The sequence below is a fragment of the Cupriavidus numazuensis genome, from assembly GCF_905397435.1.
Taxonomy (GTDB): domain Bacteria; phylum Pseudomonadota; class Gammaproteobacteria; order Burkholderiales; family Burkholderiaceae; genus Cupriavidus; species Cupriavidus numazuensis.
Genome location: NZ_CAJPVI010000007.1, coordinates 64,211 through 86,339 on the forward strand (window position 1 = coordinate 64,211; position 22,129 = coordinate 86,339).

16 protein-coding genes are annotated in these 22,129 nt (G+C 66.3%); 9 read left to right on the forward strand and 7 right to left on the reverse strand.

Features of this window, described 5'->3' with window-relative positions:
• Nucleotides 1-98 precede the first annotated feature (98 nt).
• The 3 genes from KHO41_RS07750 to dinB all read left to right on the forward strand — a co-directional run bounded on the left by KHO41_RS07750 (nucleotide 99) and on the right by dinB (nucleotide 3,541).
• Nucleotides 99-1,232: a TRAP transporter substrate-binding protein gene (locus KHO41_RS07750; RefSeq protein ID WP_211952702.1), complete on the forward strand. Its 1,134-nt coding sequence runs from the start codon at nucleotides 99-101 to the stop codon at nucleotides 1,230-1,232.
• A gap of 162 nt (nucleotides 1,233-1,394) precedes the next feature.
• Nucleotides 1,395-2,306: an EamA family transporter RarD gene (gene rarD, locus KHO41_RS07755; RefSeq protein ID WP_211952703.1), complete on the forward strand. Its 912-nt coding sequence runs from the start codon at nucleotides 1,395-1,397 to the stop codon at nucleotides 2,304-2,306.
• 149 nt (nucleotides 2,307-2,455) lie between these two features.
• Complete coding sequence (dinB, locus tag KHO41_RS07760) at nucleotides 2,456-3,541, forward strand: DNA polymerase IV (protein WP_211952704.1); 1,086 nt, start codon at nucleotides 2,456-2,458, stop codon at nucleotides 3,539-3,541.
• Nucleotides 3,542-3,605: 64 nt separating this feature from the next.
• On the opposite strand, the gene KHO41_RS07765 is transcribed toward dinB, so the two are convergent.
• Together KHO41_RS07765 and KHO41_RS07770 are read right to left on the reverse strand one after the other, a co-directional pair.
• Nucleotides 3,606-4,586, reverse strand: coding sequence for a DUF2272 domain-containing protein (locus tag KHO41_RS07765; RefSeq protein ID WP_211952705.1), 981 nt, complete (start codon nucleotides 4,584-4,586; stop codon nucleotides 3,606-3,608).
• Between the two features lie 250 nt (nucleotides 4,587-4,836).
• Entirely contained in the window at nucleotides 4,837-5,115 is a 279-nt protein-coding gene (locus KHO41_RS07770; protein WP_211952706.1) for an HU family DNA-binding protein, read from the reverse strand.
• 1,108 nt (nucleotides 5,116-6,223) lie between these two features.
• Here KHO41_RS07770 and KHO41_RS07775 point away from each other — a divergent pair.
• Nucleotides 6,224-6,742 carry an SET domain-containing protein gene (locus KHO41_RS07775; RefSeq protein ID WP_211952707.1) on the forward strand — a complete coding sequence of 173 codons (519 nt, stop codon included), beginning with the start codon at nucleotides 6,224-6,226 and terminating at the stop codon, nucleotides 6,740-6,742.
• 31 nt (nucleotides 6,743-6,773) lie between these two features.
• Here KHO41_RS07775 and KHO41_RS07780 read toward each other — a convergent pair whose 3' ends face one another.
• The 4 genes from KHO41_RS07780 to phhA all read right to left on the reverse strand — a co-directional run bounded on the left by KHO41_RS07780 (nucleotide 6,774) and on the right by phhA (nucleotide 10,696).
• Nucleotides 6,774-8,402 carry a sensor histidine kinase gene (locus KHO41_RS07780; RefSeq protein WP_211952708.1) on the reverse strand — a complete coding sequence of 543 codons (1,629 nt, stop codon included), beginning with the start codon at nucleotides 8,400-8,402 and terminating at the stop codon, nucleotides 6,774-6,776.
• A 43-nt stretch (nucleotides 8,403-8,445) separates the two neighbouring features.
• Nucleotides 8,446-9,150: a response regulator transcription factor gene (locus tag KHO41_RS07785; protein WP_211952709.1), complete on the reverse strand. Its 705-nt coding sequence runs from the start codon at nucleotides 9,148-9,150 to the stop codon at nucleotides 8,446-8,448.
• A 175-nt stretch (nucleotides 9,151-9,325) separates the two neighbouring features.
• Nucleotides 9,326-9,628, reverse strand: a complete 303-nt coding sequence (locus KHO41_RS07790; RefSeq protein ID WP_211952710.1) for a 4a-hydroxytetrahydrobiopterin dehydratase — start codon at nucleotides 9,626-9,628, stop codon at nucleotides 9,326-9,328.
• 117 nt (nucleotides 9,629-9,745) lie between these two features.
• Nucleotides 9,746-10,696 (reverse strand): phenylalanine 4-monooxygenase, encoded by a 951-nt coding sequence (gene phhA / locus KHO41_RS07795; protein ID WP_211952711.1) that lies wholly within the window; start codon nucleotides 10,694-10,696, stop codon nucleotides 9,746-9,748.
• A 157-nt stretch (nucleotides 10,697-10,853) separates the two neighbouring features.
• Here phhA and KHO41_RS07800 point away from each other — a divergent pair, with 157 nt between their 5' ends.
• The 4 genes from KHO41_RS07800 (at nucleotide 10,854) to pbpC (ending at nucleotide 20,503) form a co-directional block, all read left to right on the forward strand.
• Entirely contained in the window at nucleotides 10,854-11,327 is a 474-nt protein-coding gene (locus KHO41_RS07800; protein WP_211952790.1) for an Lrp/AsnC family transcriptional regulator, read from the forward strand.
• Nucleotides 11,328-11,424: 97 nt separating this feature from the next.
• Nucleotides 11,425-17,475, forward strand: a complete 6,051-nt coding sequence (locus tag KHO41_RS07805; RefSeq protein ID WP_211952712.1) for an alpha-2-macroglobulin family protein — start codon at nucleotides 11,425-11,427, stop codon at nucleotides 17,473-17,475.
• A complete protein-coding gene (locus tag KHO41_RS07810) occupies nucleotides 17,472-18,182 on the forward strand; it encodes a lysoplasmalogenase (RefSeq protein ID WP_211952713.1) in 711 nt (236 codons plus the stop codon). The genes KHO41_RS07805 and KHO41_RS07810 overlap by 4 nt, the downstream gene beginning before the upstream one ends.
• 14 nt (nucleotides 18,183-18,196) lie before the next feature.
• Nucleotides 18,197-20,503: a penicillin-binding protein 1C gene (gene pbpC, locus KHO41_RS07815; protein ID WP_376989522.1), complete on the forward strand. Its 2,307-nt coding sequence runs from the start codon at nucleotides 18,197-18,199 to the stop codon at nucleotides 20,501-20,503.
• On the opposite strand, the gene KHO41_RS07820 is transcribed toward pbpC, so the two are convergent.
• Nucleotides 20,480-21,298: a LysR family transcriptional regulator gene (locus tag KHO41_RS07820; RefSeq protein WP_244873743.1), complete on the reverse strand. Its 819-nt coding sequence runs from the start codon at nucleotides 21,296-21,298 to the stop codon at nucleotides 20,480-20,482. The genes pbpC and KHO41_RS07820 overlap by 24 nt on opposite strands.
• On the opposite strand from KHO41_RS07820, the gene KHO41_RS07825 reads away from it, so the two are divergent.
• Nucleotides 21,285-22,085 carry an aldo/keto reductase gene (locus KHO41_RS07825; protein WP_244873744.1) on the forward strand — a complete coding sequence of 267 codons (801 nt, stop codon included), beginning with the start codon at nucleotides 21,285-21,287 and terminating at the stop codon, nucleotides 22,083-22,085. The genes KHO41_RS07820 and KHO41_RS07825 overlap by 14 nt on opposite strands.
• Nucleotides 22,086-22,129 lie beyond the last annotated feature (44 nt).

Sequence of the window (22,129 nt, forward strand, 5' to 3'; positions counted from 1 at the left end):
AACCCCGCCGCGGGCGCGTCAAGGCTCGGCGCAAGGCGCGATGACACGATCGGCGCCCCAGGCCCATCCGCACCAAATATCTATAAAGAGGAGAAGTCATGCAACGTCGTTCCTTCCTGTTGAAAGCGTCGGCAGTGGCCGCTACCGGGGCCCTTGCCGCATGCGGAAAGGAAGAAAAGGCCGCCGCACCGGCTGCCAGCGCCCCCGCAGCCCCCGCCGTCGTCGGCAGCAACCCCGCCGTGGAATGGCGCCTGGCATCGAGCTTCCCCAAGTCGCTGGACACCATCTTCGGCGCGTCCGAACTCCTCGCCGCCCGGGTCAAGGAACTGACCGACGGCAAGTTCAACATCAAGGTCTTCGCCGCCGGCGAAATCGTGCCGGGCCTGCAGGTCCTGGACTCGGTGCAGAACAACACCGTGCAGATCGGCCATACCGCCGGTTACTACTACTTCGGCAAGAACCCGACGCTGTGCTTTGACACCACCGTGCCGTTCGGCCTGACCGCGCGCCAGCAAAATGCATGGATGCTGCAAGGCAACGGCATGAAGCTGATGCGTGAATTCTTCAAGGAATACAACGTCGTCAACTTCCTGGGCGGCAACACCAACGCGCAGATGGGCGGCTGGTTCCGCAAGGAAATCAAGACCGTGGCCGACCTGCAGGGCCTGAAGTACCGCATCGCCGGGTTCGCTGGCGTGGTGCTGTCGCGCCTGGGCGTGGTGCCGCAGCAGATCGCGGGCGGCGACATCTACCCGGCGCTGGAAAAGGGCACCATCGACGCGGCCGAGTGGGTGGGCCCGTACGATGACGAGAAGCTTGGCTTCTACAAGGTGGCACCGTACTACTACTACCCGGGCTGGTGGGAAGGCAGCGCGCAGCTGTCGTTCTACGCTTCGGCCAGCGAGTTCGAGAAACTGCCGGCGCTATACAAGCGCGCGCTGGAAACCGCCACCATCGAGGCCCACACCACGATGATGGCCAAGTACGACACGGTGAACCCGCAGGCGCTGGCGCGCCTGCTCGAAAACGGCGTGAAGCTGCGCCCGTTCTCGAAGGAGATCATGGAGGCCTGCTTCAAGGCCACCCAGGAAGCCTACGCCGACGAAACCGCCAAGAACCCGTCGTTCAAGAAGATCTATGACGACTGGCGCGTGTTCCGCAACAACGAGGCCGCCTGGTTCAACGTGGCCGAGCAGGCGTTCTCGCAGTTCAGCTTCGCCCGCAAGCTGTAAGCATTCCGGGAGGCCGACCGGCCTCCTGCCCGCGCAAACCCCGTGTTCCGGTGACGGCACGGGGTTTTTGCTTGGTGCGGACGAAATGCCCCGATGGTGCGGGCGCCGGCAACAAAACACCCTCGCCGGTAGAATCGCGCGCAGCATCTACCGGAAATCCCCATGCAACTCGGCATCCTTTACGCACTCCTGGCCTACATCATCTGGGGGCTGCTCCCGCTCTATATCAAGTCGCTGCCGGGCATCGCGCCCGCCGAAATCCTGCTGCACCGGATGGTGTGGTCGCTGGCCTTCCTGGCCATCATCCTGGCCAGCCGGCGCCAGTGGGCATGGCTCGGCAAGGTGGTGACTGACCGGCGCCTGCTGCTGTCGTTTGCCGCCAGCGCCGCGCTCTTGTGCGGCAACTGGTTCCTCTATATCTGGGCTGTGTCCGCCAACCGCGTGGTCGACGCCAGCCTCGGCTACTTCATCAACCCGCTGTTCAGCGTGCTGCTTGGCGTAGTGTTCCTGCACGAACGCCTGCGGCCAGGGCAGTGGCTGTCGATCGCGGTCGCCGCGGCCGGCGTGGCCTGGCTGACGGTGGCGTCGGGCCAGCTTCCGTGGATTGCGCTGGCGCTGGCCGCCACGTTCGGCGGATACGGCCTGCTGCGCAAGACGGGCGCGCTTGGGGCACTAGAAGGGCTGTCGCTCGAGACACTGCTGCTGTTCCCGGTAGCCGCTGCCGCGCTCGGCTATCTGTTCTCGACCGGCCAGGACAGCTTCCGGCACGCAGCGCCAGGTACGCAGTTTCTGCTGCTGATGGCTGGACCGGTTACCGCCGTGCCGCTGCTGTTCTTTGCCGCCGGCGCCCGCCGGATTCCGCTGTCGCTGCTGGGATTGCTTCAGTACACGGGCCCGACGCTGCAGCTGCTGCTTGGCGTCTGGCTGTGGCACGAGCCGTTTCCGCCGCAGAAACAGCTTGGCTATGCGCTGATCTGGGTATCTCTGGCCTTGTACGCGGCGGAAGGGCTCTGGGTTACGGCGCGAGGGAAGTCAGCTTCCATCAATGCGAAAGATGAAGCAGCCCAGCAATGAACTCGCGAAATTCATTACATGGATGAAATTGATCACGAAATCATCGTGAATCCGGCCATTATCATCAGCGAGATTAATGACAACAAAGACAGATCAACCTTCATCATAAATATCATCGATGAACTGACATCGCTCGATCCCTAGCCAGCATGCCCGCCGACTCACCCACGCCCGTCGAAGCAGCCGTCCAGCGCAAGATCATCCATTGCGACTGCGACTGCTTCTACGCGTCGGTCGAGATGCGGGATGACCCGTCGCTGCGGGGCCGCCCCATGGCGGTAGGCGGCTCCCCCGACCGCCGCGGCGTGATCGCAACCTGCAACTACGAGGCGCGCGCGTTCGGCGTGCGCTCGGCCATGGCATCGGCGCAGGCGGTGCGGCGCTGCCCGGACCTGCTGATCCTGCGCCCGGCCATGGACAAGTACCGCGAGGTGTCGCGGCGGATCTTTGCGATCTACCGTGAATACACGGCGCTGGTGGAACCGCTTTCGCTGGACGAAGCCTATCTCGACGTAAGCCAGTGTCCGCAGCACGATGGCAGCGCCACGCGCATCGCAGAGGAAATCCGCCGGCGTGTGCGCGAAGAGGTCGGCGTGACGGTGTCAGCAGGCGTCGGCCCGAACAAGTTCGTCGCCAAGATCGCCAGCGACTGGAACAAGCCCGACGGCTTGTTCGTGGTACGGCCTGCAGCCGTCGACGTATTCGTCGCGGAACTGCCGGTCGGTCGCATCCATGGCGTGGGAGCCGTCACCGCGGCCAAGCTCAAGCGGCTTGGCGCCGAAACCTGCGGCGATCTGCGCCAGTGGCCGGCTGACCGGTTGCATCGCGAGTTCGGCAGCTTCGGCGCGCGGCTCTACAACCTGTGCCGCGGCATCGACCACCGCACGGTATCGCCCGAGCGCGAACGCAAGTCGATCAGCGTCGAGGAAACGTATGCCGACGACCTGCCCGACCTGCAGGCGTGCCTGGCTGAACTGGAACCCTTGATCGCCATGCTGGAAGCCCGCATTGTGCGAGCCCAGGCGCATGACACGATCGACAAGCTGACGGTGAAGCTGCGCTTCTCGGATTTCCGCCAGACCACCGTCGAGTGCCGCGGCCATGCGCCGGACCGGGATACCTACGCCCGTCTGCTTGCCGAAGGGCATGCCCGGCGCGGCCTGCCGGTGCGGCTGCTCGGGGTTGGCGTCGGTACCAGCGATCGCGATACGGCGCAGCTGGAGCTATTCCCCTGACATTTATTCGCGCGACAAATCACTCTTCAAAAAGAATTCCATCACTAATTTTTCGTACGAATAATCACTGCAGATCGTTCCGCATGATCAGCAGCCAGGGCAGATGCGAATTGGTCACGCCGTCGAGCTTGCCCGAATCGCCGAGCTCGATCTCGTCCATCGACACGGATTGCTGGACGTTGCCGCCAATGGCCTTCACGAGCCGCGCGGCAGGATCGACCGAAACCACAATGTCGCAATGCATGGGCGTCGTGCCAAAGCCGATCTCGGCGATGTCGTCGAGGAACTTGTCGCGGCCGCGTGGCGCACAGATGATGTCGCCAGGCCGAGGGAGCGCAGGAACGGGTTCGATATGAAATGCGGGCCGGGGCAGGATCCCGTCGCGGGCGTCCACGACATACATCGAATGTGACTGGCCGGTCAGGAACTGGCGCTCGTCGAGTCCCGCCTTGCGCAGGACCCAGGAAATAAACACGGCCGACCACGCCCACGACGGCTGCGTGACCTGCGTGCAATCGGGCGCTTCGCCGACGATGCCCCAGTAGCGCTGCACCATCTGGCAGCCCAGTGGCGTGGCTTCCATGCCGGTGCCGTCCGGGAACGCGACACATCCAGCCCCATCACCGTCCGGGTCTGTATCACGGTCGGCTGATCCTGATCCTTGAGCAGGGGCACCCGCGTCCGGAACGGCAGGCGCAGACACCGGCGGAGGCGCTGGCAGCGGGCTGAACGTCACACAAGCCGTATCGTCGCGGCCGAGCCGCACAGTCTGCGAGCCCCAGCGCCGCCACTGCTGCATGGCGATTTCCACGATGCGCTCGCGTGCCGTCGCACCCGGTGTGGTCACGGGCCACTCGCGGTCGGGCAGGGGAGTCGCTTGCGGGCGCACCGGTTCGCTGACGGTGCTGCAGCCTGCCAGCAAGGCAAGCGTCAGCACGGCGCATAAGGCGCGGCACCGGGCCTGTGGAGAAGCCTGTGGAATCAGCTGTGGAAAGCGCTGTGAATAACGCTGTGGAAAGATGCCCTGGGGCGATCGGGGAAACATATGGCCCCCATGATGCGCCGTATTCGCTACGGCCTTGATCAACCGTGCCTGAACGGCTATTTGCGGGTCTGGCCGGCCAGCCGCGGGCGGGCCGGCGTGCGGTGCAGATTGCTCTGCAGAAGTATCTTACGAGTACTGTGGATAACGTTCCCCGCCGGGCGCGCACCTGCGTCCTTGGACGACACGGTGGCGGCATGGCGGGGTCATGCAAAACCGGGGCGCCGCAGCGACCCGCCGGGCATGCCCGGGATTACTGGTTGACGGCGTCCTTGAACTTCTGGCCAGCCTTGAACTTCACCGTCTTGGCTGCTTCCACCTTGATTTCTTCGCCAGTGCGCGGGTTGCGGGCCATGCGCTCGCCGCGCTCGCCCTTGCTGAACGTGCCAAAGCCGACCAGGCTCAGCGTATCGCCCTTGGCAACGGCGTCCATGATGGCCGACAGCGTCACGTTCAGCGCCTGTTCGGCCTTAGCCTTGGTCAGACCGTCCACACCTGCAGCGATAGCGTCGATCAGTTCGGTTTTCGTCATGCTTCACTCCGTATCGAGTTGATAAAACACAGACGTCCGGGCACGGGCAGCCCATGGCAGGGCCGGCCCGGCAAAGACGTCGCGGGCCACATGATACCGTGCCGGACAAGGCGCACCGGATGAGATTGTTACGAGGACCTTTCCCGGAAGCCCGCATCAGGCCGTGATTCCGCTAACGCCGGGCCACTCCGAGCGGCCTGTAGCCTGCGCAGCGAGTAACGTCCACGTCTTCCTGCCCTGCCAGCGCAAATGGCGCCCGTGGGCCCGTATACGCCTTCAGATGCTTTACGACCTGTCTGGGGTAGGGAAGTGCCCTGCGTGGCGTCTCAGAGCTTCTGAAGCCCTTACAAGCGTTTCTCCCGCCACTGTCTTCGCTCCAAGGCTACGCTGCAGGGTTGTGTCATGCACTATGTTGCATGTCTCTTCGAGGGTTTCTTCAGTTTCCGTTTCCATACCATTCGCAAGGCGAATGACTGAGGGACGGGTCGAAATTCAAACGACGCCGTATACGGCTGTCGGCGTATACCTCGCCAAGGCCTCCCATCCATGTGTTCTGGAGTCGACCTTCCCGTGGGCGTATACCGGCAAAGCCGGTTTACCTCAGCCCGGAGTTCTTGACGCACTCAGACCCCTGGCGGCGGTGGACCACTGGGTTTACGTCTTTCTTTTCATGTATACAAATAGTAGTAGTAGGTAAACGCCGGTCTGCGCTGTGGATAAGCCCATAAACCCAAGGCGGATCAAAGGTTTACGTAAACGAGAACTACCGGGACGCAGTGTTGGCGGGCGTGGATGACTTCGGGGTTGGCGAGGGAGGTCCCTTCGCGACGTCCGGACTTGTTCCTGTGGCGTCCCCATGCCAGCCCCAGGCGGCCCACACGCAATCCGGCTCTTTATCCACAGAAAATCGTGGCTTTATCCACATTGGGTCCTCTACGTAAACCGCACAGGGCGTTAACGCGCCGTCGTTTTTAGGTCACTTGCCGTATACGGGGCGCCGCGCGCCTGACATGCGTATACGGTGGCCACGGCACCCCGGTATCATGCCGATCGCGCCGGGCGAACCGGCGTCGGCAACGCAACGGTAGCGACCAGCACGGAAAGGCAAATGGCTGACAAGGCAAAGCGCAAGGACAGCGACAAGGAAAAGAAGGCGGTCAAGTCGGCAAGTGACCGCATTGAGGTGCGCCAGTCGGGCGTGCATGGCAAGGGCGTTTACGCGATTGCGCCGATCGCCGAGGGCGAGCGCGTGATCGAGTACAAGGGCGAGCACATTTCCTGGAAGAAGGCGCTGGATCGCCATCCGCACGATCCGAACGATCCCAACCACACGTTCTATTTCAGCCTGGACGATGGCAGCGTGATCGACGCCAAGTTCGGCGGTAACCGCGCGCGCTGGATCAACCATGCGTGTACCCCGAACTGCGAGGCGCGCGAGAAGAAGGGCCGCGTGTTCATCCACGCGCTGCGCGACATTGCCGTTGGTGAAGAGCTTTTCTATGACTACGGGCTCGTGATTGACGCCCGCTATACGAAGAAGCTCAAGAAGGAATTCGAGTGCCGCTGTGGCAGCCCGGATTGCCGCGGCACCATGCTGGCGCCAAAGAGCAAGAAGTCGTCGAAGTAAGCGGTCAAGCAAGGCCTGCCCGCCGCAGGCGTCAGGCGGCCAGTCCGGCCGCCTCGCACGGGATACGGATCACGAAGCGCATGGTCGCGCGCCGTTCGGCGCCTGTGGTCGGATCCGCGGCGGCGTCCGCGGTCGGCACATCTTCGATGCGGATGGTGCCGTGGTGCAGGCCGATGATCTCGTGCACGATCGCCAGGCCTAGCCCGGCACCCGCAGTTTGCGTGGCCAGCGCCTGGTCGCCCTGGCTGTCGCCGCGGAAGAAGCGCTTGAAGACCTCCTCGCGCCGCTTCGGGGCGATGCCGGGGCCGTTGTCTTCGATCATCACGACCGCCATGCCACGGTTACCCAGTGCCTCGCCGCCGGCCCGCACCGTGATGCGGCCGCCCGGGGGCACGTACTTCACCGCGTTGTCGATCAGGTTGGACAGCGCTTCCCGCATGAGCAGGCGATTGCCGCGCACCATGGCCGGCGAGCCGCCTGTGAAGGTCGGGCCCGGCAGCACTTCAAAACCCAGGTCCAGTCGGCGCGACAGCGCCTGAGGCACCCATTCCGCGCCGGTCTCGAACGCCAGCTCGGCCAGGTCGAAATATTCCACCGGACCGAGCCGCTCCAATGACAGCCCCGGCTCTGCGCGCGCCAGCGACAGCAACTGGTTGGAGAGGCGCACCGCACGGTCGGCAGCAGTCTGCAGCTCGCGCAGCGCATGGCGGGCAACATCGAGCGAATCGGCTTCCATGGCGCGATCGGCATGGAGCTTCACCGCCGTCAGCGGCGTGCGCAGCTGGTGCGCGGCGTCGGCGATGAACTTGCGCTGGGCGTCGAGCGCATCGCGCAGGCGCGACAACAGCGCGTTCAGGCCGCGGATCAGCGGCGCCACCTCGGCGGGAACCTGTGTTTCGTCGAGCGCGGCCAGCGACCGCGCGGTCTGCCGGTTGAGCTTGTCGGTCAGGATCTGCAGCGGCACGAGCTCTTCCTTGAGCACGTGCGAGAGGATCAGGCTGCCCACGAGCAGCAGCAGGATCAGCGGCACGGATACCGACAGCAGGATCTCGTTGGCCGCCGTTTCGCGACGGTCCAGCAACTCCGCAACTTCCACCACGATGGGGCCGCGTGTCGCCTTGCCGTCCTCGCTGGTTCCCAGTTCGTCGGTCGCGGCGCTGGGCAGCATGACCGGCAGCCGCACCGCACGCACCTGGCGGCCGCTGAACCAGGCATAGAACAGCCGTGCGTCGTGCAGCGTGGTCTGGCCGGTGCCGTAGCCGAGCCAGGTGTCCATGCCGCCGATCAGGCCGTCAGGGCCGTGGATGCGCCAGTAGATGCGGTCGGTGCCCTCGGCCTCGACCAGCGTCTGGGCGATCATCGGGATGTCCTGCTCGAGCCGCGGCCCCGCAATGCGGATCTGCTGGGCGATGTTATTGGCCACACCATACAGCGCGCGGTCGAAGACCTGCGTGGTGTAGTGGGCCGCCAGCCAGTAGGAGAGCGAGCCGCTGACCAGCACCAGTGCGAACAGCGGCGTGGCCAGCGCGCGCAGCAGGTGGACGCGCAGGCTGGCGTTGACCGCCAGGCGCGTTGCCTGGACCATGCTGCGCCGGGGCCGCGACAGCGGCGGCTCGGCGGAATCGGCGCCGGTACGGGAAGAGCGGGATCGCGGCCACATGGCGCTGGATGTCAGTCAGCCGGCCAGTGCCGCGGGCGTGTGCTCATTGGCCGGCGCGGACCTGCAGCAGGTAGCCGAAGCCGCGCACCGTGACGATCTCGACGTCGCTTTCCTCAAGCTTCTTGCGCACGCGGTGGACATAGACCTCGATGGCGGTGTCGCCGACCGTGTCGCCGCCTTCACCCGCCGGGTGCGCAAACGTCGCCAGGTGATCCTGGAGCTGCGCCTTGCTGACCACGCGCCCCTGGCGCTGCAGCAGCAGCTCCAGCACCGCGAACTCGCGCGGCGACAGTTCCAGCGGCTTGCCGTCGATGAACATGCGGCGGTCGTTGCCGGACAGGCGCAGCCGGCCCAGGCGCACGTCGCGATCGGGTACGGCCTCGCCGTGCTGGCTGCGGCGCAGCAGCACGCGCACGCGGGCTTCCAGCTCGGGCAACGCGAATGGCTTGACGAGGTAGTCGTCGGCGCCGGCGTTCAGGCCGGAGAGCTTGTCTTCGAGTTCGTCGCGCGCGGTCAGGATGATGACGGGCGTGGTGCGGTTGCGGGCGCGGTAGCGCGCGAGCAGCGTCATGCCGTCGATCCCGGGCAGGCCCAGGTCGAGGATGACCAGGTCATGCTGCTCGCGCAGCAGGTGTTCGGTGGCGTAGACGCCGTCATGGACCACGCGCACCTGGTGGCCGGCACGGGTCAGGCCGGCTTCGACGCCGCTGGCGATCTGGCGGTCGTCTTCGATCAGCAGGATACGCATGGCGGCAGTTCGGGCAGGACGTCGGACATGGCTGGATCAGCCGGGAAGGAAGATGGATGCGGCAGGCGCGGCGTGGCGCACACGCGGAACCTCGATCCACCGATTGTACAGGCCAAGGCCCTTGTCTTCCTTTCGGTTTGCCTACAGCGCCGACGTCCGGAAGCCCGAGCGCGCCTTATTCCGCGCGCAGCGAGGCCGCGGCGCGTTCGATGAAGTGGGCCAGGTCGATATCGCGCTGGGTCAGGCCGTTCGCGTCGTGGGTCGACAGCGTGATGTCGACGCGGTTGTAGACGTTGAACCACTCGGGGTGGTGGTCGGCCTTCTCGGCCTGGATGGCCACGCGCGTCATGAATGCGAACGCGGCGTTGAAATCGGCAAAGGTGAAGCGCTTCTGGATCGCGTCGCGGTTGTCGACGTCGGTCCAGCCGGGCAGTTCGGCGAGCAGGGTGGCGCGCGCCTGGGGCGAGAGAGGTGTCATAGTGGGCTCGATCAGTGAAAAGAAAAAACCGGCCCGCCCTGGCGGGCATGCCGGCATTGTTTCATAAAGCGGGATGCCGCGTAGTGGCCGCCGATGGACCACAAACCGGCCGCCCGCTCAGATATCGTCGCTGTCGCCCCAGCCTTCGCGGGTGCCAACGTTGAGCACGAGGTCGCCGTCGATCACGTCGCCGGCGCCCAGCGTCGGCTGGTCGCGCAGTTCCTGATACAGCGGCTCGAAGTCCGGGCGGGTCGCGTCGAAGAGCTGCTCGAAGCTGTCGATCACGAAGTAGCTCTTCTGGAACGTGTCGATGCGGTAGCGCGTGCGCATGATGCGGCGCACATCGAAGCCGATGCGGTTCGGGCTGGCCGAATCGAGGCTGTAGATCGACTCGCCCTGGCTGGACAGGATGCCGGCGCCGTAGATGCGCAGGCCTTCGGGCGTGCGGATCAGGCCGAATTCCACCGTGTACCAATACAGGCGCGAGAGCATGTCGAGCGCGCCCAGGCCGTGCGCCTTGAGGCCGCCCTTGCCATAGGCTTCCATGTAATCGGCGAAGACCGGGTTGATCAGCAGCGGCACATGGCCGAACACGTCATGGAAGCAATCCGGTTCCTGCAGGTAGTCGAGCTGCTCGGGTTTGCGCATCCACCAGCTCGCCGGGAAGCGGCGGTTGGCCAGATGGTCGAAGAACACCTCGTCCGGCACCAGGCCCGGAACGGCCACGACCTGCCAGCCGGTGGCGCGCATCAGGGTTTCGTTGAGCTGGTCGAACTCGGGCACGCGGTCCTTCTCCATGCCGAGCGTGGCGAGGCCCTGCAGGAATTCGTTGCTGACGCGCCCGCGCAGCATCGATGCCTGGCGCTCGTAGAGCTTGCGCCAGATGGCGTGATCGGTGCTGGTGTAGCGGTGGACCGGCTGCGCGATGGTGAAGTCCGGGCGCAGTTCCTGGCCGGACAGCAGGCCGGCGTCGAATTGTTCCCTGAGCTTGTCGGTCATGGTGCCCTGGAAGGCACCGTCGAACTGGCCGGAAGCCTCGTGGGCGAGGGCGCTGGCGGTAGCGGACATCAGCTTTGTCTCCTGGTTTGGCGTTGTGCGCCGTGATATGCGGCTTATCTGCGTAGTTTAGGCGTGTGGCGCTGCAATTCGGCCGCAAAATGGGCTTCCATGGGGACTCTCGTGCGTATAATCCGCGCCATGTCGAGAGTGAATGCGGGAATCACGTATGGTGTCGCTTGACCAGTTTGACCTTGCCCTGATTGCGGCGCTGCAGGCAGACGGGCGCTCGACCCATCAGCAGCTTGCCGACCGAGTACACCTGTCGCCGAGCCAGGTCGGCCGGCGGCTGGCCAGGCTGGAGGCCGATGGCGTCATCACGGGCTACCGCGTGAGCCTGTCGACCCAGGCGCTGGGGCTGGGCGTGCAGGTGTTCATCAGCGTCAAGCTGGCCCACCACGGCGACACCCTCATCGAACGCTTCGCCGAGGAGATCCTGCTGCTCGAGGAAGTGCAGGAGTGCTATTCCGTCGCCGGCGAGGCCGACTACCTGATCCGCGTGGTCGTGCCCGACCTGCCAACGCTGGCCGACTTCACGATGAAGCGGCTGATGCGCGTGCCCGGCGTGGAAAGCGTGCGTTCCAATATCGTCCTCACCGCACTGAAATCCGAAGGCGCCTTGCCGCTGTCGCACTTGCGCTGAAATTTTTGTTGGCCGCGTTGCAGGTTTGCGTGCCGGCCTTGCACTCCTAAACGTCACATGTCACCCTCGCCGGGTGCTTTGACGGGAGGATCGCAGGATGAAGGGAATCGTTGCCCGACCGGGTCGGGGTGTCGGCAGACAGGGCAGTCGGGCAGGCCGTGCCGCAATGGTCGCTACGCTGGCATGGCTCTCCATGTCGGCCGCGTTTGCGGCACAGGTCACGCGTTTCTCGCCCGAGGGCACGGTTGCGCAGGTCCGGCAGGTCGCGATCCGCTTCGACGAGGCCATGGTGCCGATGGGCGACGTGCAGGCGGCTGCACCGGCGGCCATTTCCTGTACCGGCGCGCCCACGACCGGGCAGGGACGCTGGGTCGATGCGAGCAATTGGGTGTTCGATTTCGAACGCGATCTGCCGCCCGGCGTGCGGTGTTCGGTCCGGATGTCGGCGAGCTTGCGCAGCGTGGCGGGCAAGCCCTACGCGGGCAAGCCAGAGTATCGCTTCGAAACCGGCGGCCCGACCGTGGTCGCCAGCCGGCCATCGGGCGGCGAGATCGAGGAAGACCAGATCTTCGCTTTGCGCTTCAATGGCGCGGCGACCGCGGCCTCGGTACGCGACCATGCGTGGTGCCAGGCCGAAGGCCTGGGCGAACGCATTCCTGTGCGCCTGCTCACCGGCAAGGAGCGCGACAGCGTGCTCGACGCCATCTACTGGAAGCGCATTGCCAAAGATGCGCCGGACGCGATTCACCTGCTCGCCTGCCAGCAACGGCTGCCGGCCGGCGCGCGCATGCAGCTTGTGCTCGGCGCCGGTATTGCCACGCCTTCGGGCATTGCCACGCGCGACGAGCGCCGCTTCGACTACACGGTGCGCGAGCCGTTCACCGCGAGCTTCAGTTGCGAGCGCGAACACGCGCAGTCGCCATGCACGCCACTGCGGCCGATGACGGTGTCGTTCTCGGCGCCGATCTCGCGCAAGCTGGCTGAACACGTGGTGCTGAAGACGCCGTCGGGCCCGCGCGCACCGCAGTTCGACGCCGATCTTGCGCCCGATGCGAACGTGACGTCGCTGACCTTCGCCGCGCCATTCGCCGAGAAGGCGAACTTCACGATCGAGATCCCGCGTGACCTCAAGGACGACAGTGGCCGCACGCTCGCCAATGCGGACCTGTTCCCGTTGAAGGTGTCGACTGCCTCGATGCCGCCGCTGGCCAAGTTCGCCGCGGCGCCGTTTGGCGTCGTCGAGCGTTTTGGCGAACTGCCCAAGGGCAAGGCGCCGGCCGACTATCCGCCGTTGCTGCCCGTCACGCTGCGCAATGTCGAAGCCGACCTGCAGGTCCGCGGCGTGCAGGCGCAGGCAGGCACGGTGCTGAAGCTCAAGGTCGATGACGACGGCGCCGTGCTGCGCTGGCTTGGCCTGGTGCGCCGCATGCATGAAGCGAGCTGGACGCGTGCGGAACTCGACGCGGTATTGGCTGGCCGCTCGCCGTATGGCGTGAACAACCCGCGTAATGCCCCGTCGATCGAAACGCGTTCGGTGTCGCTGCTGGAGCGCGCGACGGGCGTGCAAAAGCTGTCGGTGCCCAAGCCTTCGGGCGATGCGCCGCGGCCGTTCGAGGTCGTCGGCATTCCGCTGCCGGAGCCGGGCTTCCATGTCGTGGAGATTGCTTCGCCGATGCTTGGCGAAGCGCTGCTCGGCAAGCGCGCACCGATGTATGTGCGCACCGCCGCGCTGGTTACGAACCTGGGTGTCCACTTCAAGCTTGCGCGGGGCGATGGCGACGGTTCGATGAGCGGCCTCGCGTGGGTCACCGCGCTCGATGATGGCAAGCCGGTGCGCGACGCAGCAGTGGCCGTGCGCGACTGCTCGGGCCGTCTGCTCGGCGAAGGCCGCACGGATGCGAGCGGCGTGGTGCGCTTCGCGAAGCTCGACGATGTGCGCGGCCGCACTTGCGACGGTAACGGGCTGACGGGTTACTTCGTCTCGGCACGCATCGCGGCCACGCATCCCGAGGCGCGTGGCAAGGCCGACATGGCCTTTGTGATGTCCGACTGGAACCGCGGCATCGAGACCTGGCGCTTCAACGTGCCGACCGACGCGAGCGCCACGCAAACCGTGCGTGCTCATACGGTGTTCGACCGCACGCTGCTGCGCGTTGGCGAGACCGTATCGATGAAGCACTTCATCCGTGCCGAGACCGCGAAAGGGTTCGCCTTGCCGCCGGCGAACCGCAAGCTGCCGGAGACCGTGGTGATCCGCCATGAAGGCAGCGGCCAGACCTATGAGTTGCCGCTGCAGTGGCGTAACACCGCCACTGGCGGACGCAGCGCCGAGAGCACCTTCCAGGTGCCGCCGGCAGCGAAGCTCGGCGTCTACAACGTCGAGCTGCAGGCCGAGGGCAGTGGCGATGGCAGCGACAGCAGCGCGCGTACCTATTCCAGCGGAAGCTTCCGTGTCGAGGCGTTCCGGCTGCCGGTGCTGACCGGCACGCTGCAGGCGTCGGGAGGCAAGGGCGGCGCCGTGGTCGCGCCGGCCGAACTTCCGGTCGGGGTCGAGGTGCACTACGTATCTGGCGGCGGCGCGGCCGGCCTTCCGGTGCGCGTGTCGGCCCTGTTGCGCGACAAGTGGGTCAGCTTCCCGGGTTATGACGAGTACTCGTTCAGTCCGCCGCGCCCCACGCGTGAGAACGCATCGGGCGACGAGGAGATGAGTGAAGTCGATGAAGGCCAGGCACGCGATGGCGGACAGAAGCTGATCGCCGACAAGCTGCCGCTGACGCTCGACAAGAACGGCAACGGCACCGTCACGCTGCGCAAGATGCCGAAGATCGACGCACCGCGCGATCTTGTGCTGGAAGCCGGTTTCGCCGATCCCAACGGCGAAGTCCAGACCTTGCGCCAGACCGTGCCGGTGTGGCCGTCGGCGGTCGTGGCGGCCATCCGCACCGAGGGCTGGGTCTCGATGAAGCAGAAGCTGGCCGTGCATGGTCTGGTACTCGATACGCAAGGCAAGCCGGTCGCCGATGCACCGGTGAAGTTCAATGCGCGCGCACGCATCACCACGTCGACGCGCAAGCGTGTGGTCGGCGGCTTCTATCGCTACGACAACCGCAGCGAGAGCCGCGACCTCGGTACCGTGTGCGAAACGCGTACCGATGCGCAGGGCCGCGCGCGGTGCGATGTCACGCTGGACCAGGCCGGGCAAGTCGAGCTGGTTGCGATTGCGCGCGACAAGGATGGCCGCAGCGCACAGGCCGCATCCACCGTATGGGTCACGCGCCAGGGCGAACTGTGGTTCGGCGGCGAGAACCATGACCGTATCGATGTGCTGCCCGAGAAGAAGCAGTACGCGCCCGGTGATACCGCCGTGTTCCAGGTACGCATGCCGTTCCGCCAGGCTACCGCGCTAGTTGCGGTCGAGCGTGAAGGCGTGCTCGAAACGCAGGTTGTTGAACTGAACGGCAGCGATCCCACGGTGCGCGTGAAGGTCAAGCCGGAGTGGGGGCCTAACGTGTACGTATCGGTGATGACGATACGCGGGCGTCTGCACGAAGTGCCGTGGTATTCGTTCTTCACGTGGGGCTGGCGCCAGCCGGGCGAATGGTGGCGGGCGTTCCGCAGTGAAGGCAAAGAGTACGCGGCGCCGACGGCGTTGGTCGACCTGTCGCGGCCGGCGTTCCGGCTTGGCCTCGCGGAGATCCGCGTGGGCAACGAAGCGCACCGGCTCGATGTGACCGTGACGCCGGACAAGGCCTCCTATACCGTGCGCGGCAAGGCACGTGTGGCGCTGCAGGTGAAGCTACCAGATGGCAAGCCTGCGGCGAACGGCGAAATCGCACTGGCTGCAGTCGATCAGGCACTGCTCGAACTGATGCCCAACAATAGCTGGGACCTGCTCGACGCGATGCTGCAGCGGCGCAGCTATGGCGTGGAGACCTCCACCGCGCAGATGGAGATCATCGGGCGCCGCCACTATGGGCGCAAGGCGGTACCGGCTGGCGGTGGCGGCGGCAAGAGCCCGACACGCGAACTGTTCGACACGCTGCTGCTGTGGAACCCGCGCGTGCAGCTTGATGCCGAGGGCAGGGCCACGGTCGAAGTGCCGCTCAATGATTCGCTGACGAGTTTCCGCATTGTCGCGGTCGCGGACCTCGGCGTGGGACGCTTCGGCACAGGCAGTGCAACCATTGCCGCGACGCAGGACCTGCAAGTGATTTCGGGGCTGCCATTGCTGATACGCGAGGACGACCGCTACCGTGCCATGTTCACGCTGCGCAATACGACGAAGCGCGCGATGACGGTGCAAGCGAGCGCCCGTGCCACGCTGGTCGGCAATGCCAACGCACTGCCTGTGCAGACCGTGCAGGTTCCCGCGGGCGAAGCGCGCGAGATCGGCTGGGATGTCACCGCGCCCGCACTGCTCGCGTTCTCGCGCAGCGGCACCGTGCAGTGGGAAGTGCAGGCTGCCGAGCAGGGTAGCGGCGGCGCGACGGATCGCATCAAGGTGTCGCAGCAGATCGTGCCGGCGGAACCGGTGACGGTGCAGCAGGCCACGCTGGCGCAACTCACACCGCAACTGAGCGTGCCCGTGAAGGCGCCGCCGGGCGCGCTTGCCGATCCGACGGGCAAGGTGCGCGGCGGCTTGCAGGTGAACCTGCAGTCGTCGCTCGCGGGCGGCATGCCGGGCGTGCGCGAGTGGTTCCTCAACTACCCGTTCAGCTGCCTGGAGCAACTCACGTCCAAGGCCATCGGCCTCGCCGACGGCACGGCGTGGGAAGCGCTGATGAACCAGTTGCCTTCCTACCTCGACGCGAACGGCCTGGCCGCGTACTTCCCGCTGCGCAGCGACAGCCAGAGCGGCAGCGTTGCGCTGACCGCTTACCTGCTGTCGATCAGCGATGAAGCCGCACGTGCTGGCCTGACGCTGCGCGTGCCGGACGAGCTGCGTGCGCAGATGGAGCGCGGACTGGTGGCGTTTGTCGAAGGCCGCATCCGTCCCGACGCGTGGGCGCCGTCGTCGGCGACGATGGACCTTGAAGTCCGCAAGCTCGCCGCGCTCGAAGCGCTGTCACGCACGGGCCATGCGCAGGCGCGCATGCTCGGTTCGATCCAGATCCTGCCCGCGCAATGGCCGACGTCGGCGCTGATCGACTGGACCATGCTGCTGGCGCGCATGCAGGACATTCCGCAACGCGAGGCACGCCTGGCCGAGGCGCAGCAGTTGCTGCGAGCACGCCTGACAGTGCAGGGCACGCGGCTGGCATTCTCGACCGAGCGCAGCGACGACTGGTGGTGGCTGATGGCCGGTGGCGATGTGAATGCCGCGCGGCTGCTCGCGCTCGCAGCGGAACTGCCTGGCTGGAAGGACGACGCGCCGCAGCTTGCTGTAGGCCTGATCGGACGGCAGGTGCGTGGTGCGTGGGGCACGACCAATGCCAATGCATGGGGCATGCTCGCCATCACGCGCTTTGCGCAGGTGTTCGAGAAGACGCCGGTGGCGGGTAGCACTCGCATGTCGGTCAGCGGTGCCGGTGAATCCGCACGCAGCTTCGACTGGAGCCGCGCGCAGCGTCGAGATGGCGTGGCCCAGGGCAGCGTCGATTTGCCGTGGCCAGCCGGCGAAGGCGGCGGCACGCTGCAGCTCGAACATGCCGGCGCAGGCCATCCGTGGGCGACGGTGCGGGCCATGGCCGCGGTGCCGCTGTCGGGTCCGCTGGCAGCAGGCTATCGCGTGCGCCGCACGGTGACGCCGGTGGAGCAGGCCGTGGCCGGCAAGTGGTCGCGCGGCGACACGTATCGCGTGAAGCTGGAGGTCGATGCGCAGGCCGACATGACGTGGGTGGTGATCAGCGATCCGGTACCGGCCGGTGCGACGATCCTCGGCAGCGGGCTCGGCCGCGATTCGGAAATCGCCACGCGCGGTGAACGGCGCAAGGGCATGGCGTGGCCCGCCTACATTGAGCGTACGCCGCAGGCCTACCGCGAGTACTACGAGTACGTGCCCAAGGGCAGCATTTCCGTTGAGTACACCGTGCGCCTGAATAATGCGGGCGACTTCGCACTGCCACCGACGCGCGTCGAAGCGATGTACGCGCCAGACGTGTTTGGCGCCGCACCGAACGCGCGCCTGACTGTGGGGGCCCGCCCATGAGCTGGCTCGCGCTGATGATGCCGGCGCGCGTGCGCGAGTGGTGGCTGGCCGGCACATTGGCGGGCGTGGTCTATGGTGCGTTGCTGCTGCAGGTGTCGATGGAATTGCCGGAAGGCGCGCCACTGACCGGGCAGATCGCGATGCAGCCGGCATGGAAGACGGCGATGGCGCTGATGCTTGCGCGCGCGGCGTGGTTCCACCGGCCGCTGTCCGAGCGGCGCTGGCTGGTGGTCGCGCTGGTGTTCTCGGCGATCGGCGATTTCCTGCTTGCGGTGCCCGCACTGCGCATTTCGTTCGTCGGCGGGCTTGGTGCGTTCCTGCTCGCGCATCTGGCCTACTTGCGGGTTTTGGTGCCGCTCGCGGGCGACTCGCGCGCGCATCGGCTGATTGCATGCGGGGCGCTGATCGGCGTGGCCGGCACGATGCTGGGCCGCTTCTGGCCCAACCTTGGCGCACTCGCCGGGCCGGTCACGGTCTATGTCGTCGTACTGGCGGCGATGGCATGCAGCGCACTCGTGGCAAAGTTGCCCACACCGCTGACTGCGCTGGGCGCATTGTGTTTCGTAGCGTCCGACATGATGATCGGCATCGCGCGGTTCCTGGTGCCGTTCGACAGTTTCCAACTCGGCATCTGGTGGACGTATTGGGCGGCACAGGTGCTGATTGTCGCGGGCATTGTCGCGAATCGTGGGGAGCGGGGGGGATGAAGTGGTTCTTACGCATGCCCACGGCGTGCAATACACCGTCGACTTGCTCCCCTCTCCCGCAAGTGGGAGAGGGGAGAAGGCCTGCGGTGTTCCGGACGTTGTTTTCCGTGGGTGCAATCGCATTTGCATTTGCATGCGCAGCACTCCCCGCCCACGCCCTCCCAACCTTCACCCAGGTCCGCACCGACTGGCGCAGTTCCGACATCATCATCACTGATCGCAACGGCGAAACGGTGGCGCGCATACGTGACGATTTCCGCGTTCGCCGCGGTGATTGGGTCACGCTGCAGGAAACCTCGCCGGCGTTGCGCACGGCCATCGTGCTGTCGGAGGACAAGCGCTTCTACGCACACAGCGGCGTCGACTGGCAAGGCGTGGCTGCAGCAGCCTGGGCCAATCTCTTTAACACGCGGACGCGCGGTGCTTCCACGCTGACGATGCAACTGGCAGGCCTGCTCGATGAGGACCTGCGCAGGCCGGGCGCGGCGGGGCAGGGCCGCAGCGTCACGCAGAAGCTAGGACAGGCTGCCGGCGCCGCATCGCTGGAACGAAGCTGGAGCAAGGACCAGATCCTCGAGGCTTATCTGAACCTCGTGCCGTTCCGTGGCGAGCTGGTCGGCCTGTCGGCGATGTCGCAGGTGTTGTTCGGCAAGTTTCCTGAGGGGCTGGATGCGCGCGAATCCGCACTGGCCGTCGCGCTTGTGCGAGCGCCCAATGCGAAGGCCGCACAAGTGGCGCGCCGGGCATGCGGCATCCTGCGCGAAATGCGCTTGCCGCGCGAGTGCGAGGGGCTGGAAGGCTTCGCGCAATTGGCGTTGCTGCGCTCAGGCAGCGTCGCGCAGCGTGGTACCGCAGCGTCGCCGCAGCCCAGGCAACTGGCGCCGCATCTCGGCCGCATGCTGGCAAGCCAGGCGCGTGTGCAAGCGCGGACAGATGCGCCGGCGCCGCCGTACCTCCGCTCCACGCTCGACGCGGACCTCCAGCGTGTGGCCATGGCGAGCCTGCAGCGCCATCTGCGCGAACTGGCAGGGCGCCATGTGGAAGACGGCGCCGTGGTGGTGATCGACAACGCGAGCGGCGATGTGCTCACCTACGTGGGCTCGTCCGGCGAATTGTCCGGTGCCGCGGAAGTCGATCATGCACAGGCGCTGCGCCAGGCGGGCTCGACGCTCAAGCCATTCCTGTACGAGCAGGCACTGGAAGAGCGCCGGCTGACGGCCGCTTCGCTGCTGGATGACCGGCCCGTCAACCTGCCGGTCGGCGGCGGCCTCTACGTGCCGCAGAACTATGACCATCGCTACGCGGGCTGGGTCAGTACGCGCGCGGCGCTTGCCGCTTCGTTGAATGTGCCCGCAGTGCGCACGCTGGTGATGGTGACGCCGCACCGCTTCCACAAGCGACTGGTGTCGCTGGGACTGCCGCTGACGGAAGCCGGTGACTACTACGGATACAGCCTTGCGCTCGGCAGCGCCGATGTGTCGCTACTGGCCTTGACCAATGCGTATCGCGCGCTGGCCAACGGTGGCCGCTATGCGCCGGTGCGCATGCGTGCGGGCATGGCGATCGTGCCGACCACGGCGGTGATGTCACCAGCAGCGAGCTTTGTCGTCGCCGACATCCTGTCCGATCGTCATGCACGTGCGCGCACGTTCGGGCTCGACAGTCCGCTGACCACCCGTTTCTGGACCGCGGTGAAAACCGGCACCAGCAAGGACATGCGCGACAACTGGTGCATCGGCTGGTCGCAGCGCTATACGGTCGGCGTGTGGGTCGGCAATGCGAGCGGGGCGAGCATGCATGACGTATCGGGTGTATCGGGCGCGGCGCCGGTCTGGCATGACGTGATGGAGGCGCTGCATCGATCGCAACCGAGCGTGGCCCCGGTCGCGCCGGCGGGCGTGGAGCGCGTGGCGCTGACGTTCGCCGATGACCTCGAACCGGCGCGTGAAGAAGTGTTTCTCGCTGGCACGGCGCAGACGCGCGTCAGCGTCGGTACCTCGACCGCGCGCTCGGGCGTGCCGGCGATTGCGAACCCGGCCAACGGCACGGTGTTCGCGCTCGACCCGGACATGCCGCCATCGGCGCAGCGCGTGTGGTTCCACGCGGAAGGCGTCACGGGCCAGACCGCGCGTTCGGTGACGTGGCGCATGGACGGCAAGCCGCTCGGGCGCGGCGGCGAGGTGGCGTGGCTGCCATGGCCGGGGCGGCATCAGGTCGAACTGCTCGACGCAGCGGGAAAGGTGGTGGACCGCATCGGCATCGAAGTGCGCGGCGCGAGCGTACGCGCGCCCGCCGCTTCAGCGGGTCGCAGCGCGCGCTGACACCGGCGCGTGCGTCTTGAGGAAATCGACGAATACGCGCAGCTTGGGCGGCATCAGCGTACGGGCCGGGTAATACAGGTAGAAGCCGTCGAACGGTGCCAGCCAGCGGTCCAGCACGGTGACGAGCCGCCCGTCGTCGAGCGCACCCTGGATGTGGTTGGTGAACTCGTAGATCAGCCCGACGCCATCGAACGCTGCCTGGTGCAGCAGGGTCTTGTCATTGGCGATCAGCGCCGCATGCGTGTCCACGGTGAACGCGCGGCGGTCTTCCATGAACTCCCAGCGATAAACGCCGCCGTGCGGGCCGAAACGGTATTGCAGGCACGCGTGCGCGTGAAGATCCGCAGGCGTCTGCGGCGTGCCGTGTTGCGCAAGATATGCGGGCGCGGCTGCCACCACCATGCGTAGCGGACCGGTGACGGGAATCGCGACCATGTCGCGTTGCAGGGCCTCGCCGAGGCGCAGGCCCGCATCGAAGCCTTCGGCGACGAGATCGGCAAAGCGGTCGTCGGTGACGACGTCGACGCAGATGCCGGGATACGCGCGCAAGAAGGCAGATAGCAGCGGCCTCAGTACGATCGCGCCTGCGGTGGTCGGCGTGGTCAGGCGCAGCGTGCCGACGGGGTTGTCGCGCTGCTGGCGGATGTCGTCGGTGGCCGCGCCGATTTCCTGCAGCGCGGGCTCGATGCGCGCGAGCAGCGCCGCGCCCGCCTCGGTCAGGCCGACACTGCGCGTGGTACGTTGCAGCAGACGCACGCCCAGCCGCGCTTCAAGCTGGCGGATGGGCCGCGCCATTGCCGGTCGGCGCGAGCAGGTCGTGCTGGCGACCAAGTTCGGCATCGTGCGCGATCTGTCGAGACCCGCGACGCGTGGTGTCAATGGCCGGCCCGAATATGTGCGCGCCAGCTGCGAGGCGAGCCTGAAGCGGCTGGGCGTCGACCATATCGACCTGTACTACCAGCACCGTGTCGATCCGGAGGTGCCGATCGAGGAAACCGTTGGCGCAATGGCCGAACTGGTAAAGGCCGGCAAGATCCGATGGATCGGCCTGTCCGAGGCCAGCGCGCAAACCCTCGAACGCGCGCACAAGGTGCATCCGGTCACGGCGTTGCAGAGCGAGTATTCGCTGTGGACGCGCGATGTGGATACCAACGGCATCCTCGCAACTTGCGAACGGCTGGGCATTGGCTTCGTGCCCTATAGCCCGCTGGGCCGAGGCTTCCTGACGGGGGCGATCCGCAGTCCCGAGGACTTCGATGCGGACGATTTCCGCCGCACCAACCCGCGCTTCATGGGCGAGAACTTTGCGCGCAACCTCGCGCTTGTCGACAAGGTGCGCGCACTGGCGGACGCGAAAGGCTGCACGCCCGCGCAGCTCGCGCTAGCCTGGGTACTGGCGCGCGGCCCGCAGATCGTGCCGATTCCCGGCACGCGCCGCATCGCCAATCTCGACGACAACCTGGGCGCGCTGGACGTGCGGCTCGATGTGAAGGAACTGGCGGATATCGACGCCGTATTCCCGTCCGGCGCAGCGGCGGGTACGCGCTATGCTGAGCATGTGATGCCGATGCTGGCACGCTGATTCGGGTGCAGGAGCTGCCGCATAATGGCAGGTCCTGAACCGAC

Excerpts from the sequence above, each read along its gene's own strand:
- KHO41_RS07805 (WP_211952712.1), top strand. The coding sequence starts at position 11,425 with ATGAAGGGAATCGTTGCCCGACCGGGTCGGGGTGTCGGCAGACAGGGC.
- KHO41_RS07775 (WP_211952707.1), top strand. The coding sequence starts at position 6,224 with ATGGCTGACAAGGCAAAGCGCAAGGACAGCGACAAGGAAAAGAAGGCG.
- rarD (WP_211952703.1), top strand. The coding sequence starts at position 1,395 with ATGCAACTCGGCATCCTTTACGCACTCCTGGCCTACATCATCTGGGGG.
- KHO41_RS07800 (WP_211952790.1), top strand. The coding sequence starts at position 10,854 with ATGGTGTCGCTTGACCAGTTTGACCTTGCCCTGATTGCGGCGCTGCAG.
- phhA (WP_211952711.1), bottom strand. The coding sequence starts at position 10,696 with ATGTCCGCTACCGCCAGCGCCCTCGCCCACGAGGCTTCCGGCCAGTTC.
- KHO41_RS07780 (WP_211952708.1), bottom strand. The coding sequence starts at position 8,402 with ATGTGGCCGCGATCCCGCTCTTCCCGTACCGGCGCCGATTCCGCCGAG.
- KHO41_RS07810 (WP_211952713.1), top strand. The coding sequence starts at position 17,472 with ATGAGCTGGCTCGCGCTGATGATGCCGGCGCGCGTGCGCGAGTGGTGG.
- KHO41_RS07765 (WP_211952705.1), bottom strand. The coding sequence starts at position 4,586 with ATGTTTCCCCGATCGCCCCAGGGCATCTTTCCACAGCGTTATTCACAG.
- dinB (WP_211952704.1), top strand. The coding sequence starts at position 2,456 with ATGCCCGCCGACTCACCCACGCCCGTCGAAGCAGCCGTCCAGCGCAAG.
- KHO41_RS07785 (WP_211952709.1), bottom strand. The coding sequence starts at position 9,150 with ATGCGTATCCTGCTGATCGAAGACGACCGCCAGATCGCCAGCGGCGTC.
- KHO41_RS07770 (WP_211952706.1), bottom strand. The coding sequence starts at position 5,115 with ATGACGAAAACCGAACTGATCGACGCTATCGCTGCAGGTGTGGACGGT.
- KHO41_RS07820 (WP_244873743.1), bottom strand. The coding sequence starts at position 21,298 with ATGGCGCGGCCCATCCGCCAGCTTGAAGCGCGGCTGGGCGTGCGTCTG.
- KHO41_RS07750 (WP_211952702.1), top strand. The coding sequence starts at position 99 with ATGCAACGTCGTTCCTTCCTGTTGAAAGCGTCGGCAGTGGCCGCTACC.
- KHO41_RS07825 (WP_244873744.1), top strand. The coding sequence starts at position 21,285 with ATGGGCCGCGCCATTGCCGGTCGGCGCGAGCAGGTCGTGCTGGCGACC.
- KHO41_RS07790 (WP_211952710.1), bottom strand. The coding sequence starts at position 9,628 with ATGACACCTCTCTCGCCCCAGGCGCGCGCCACCCTGCTCGCCGAACTG.
- pbpC (WP_376989522.1), top strand. The coding sequence starts at position 18,197 with ATGCCCACGGCGTGCAATACACCGTCGACTTGCTCCCCTCTCCCGCAA.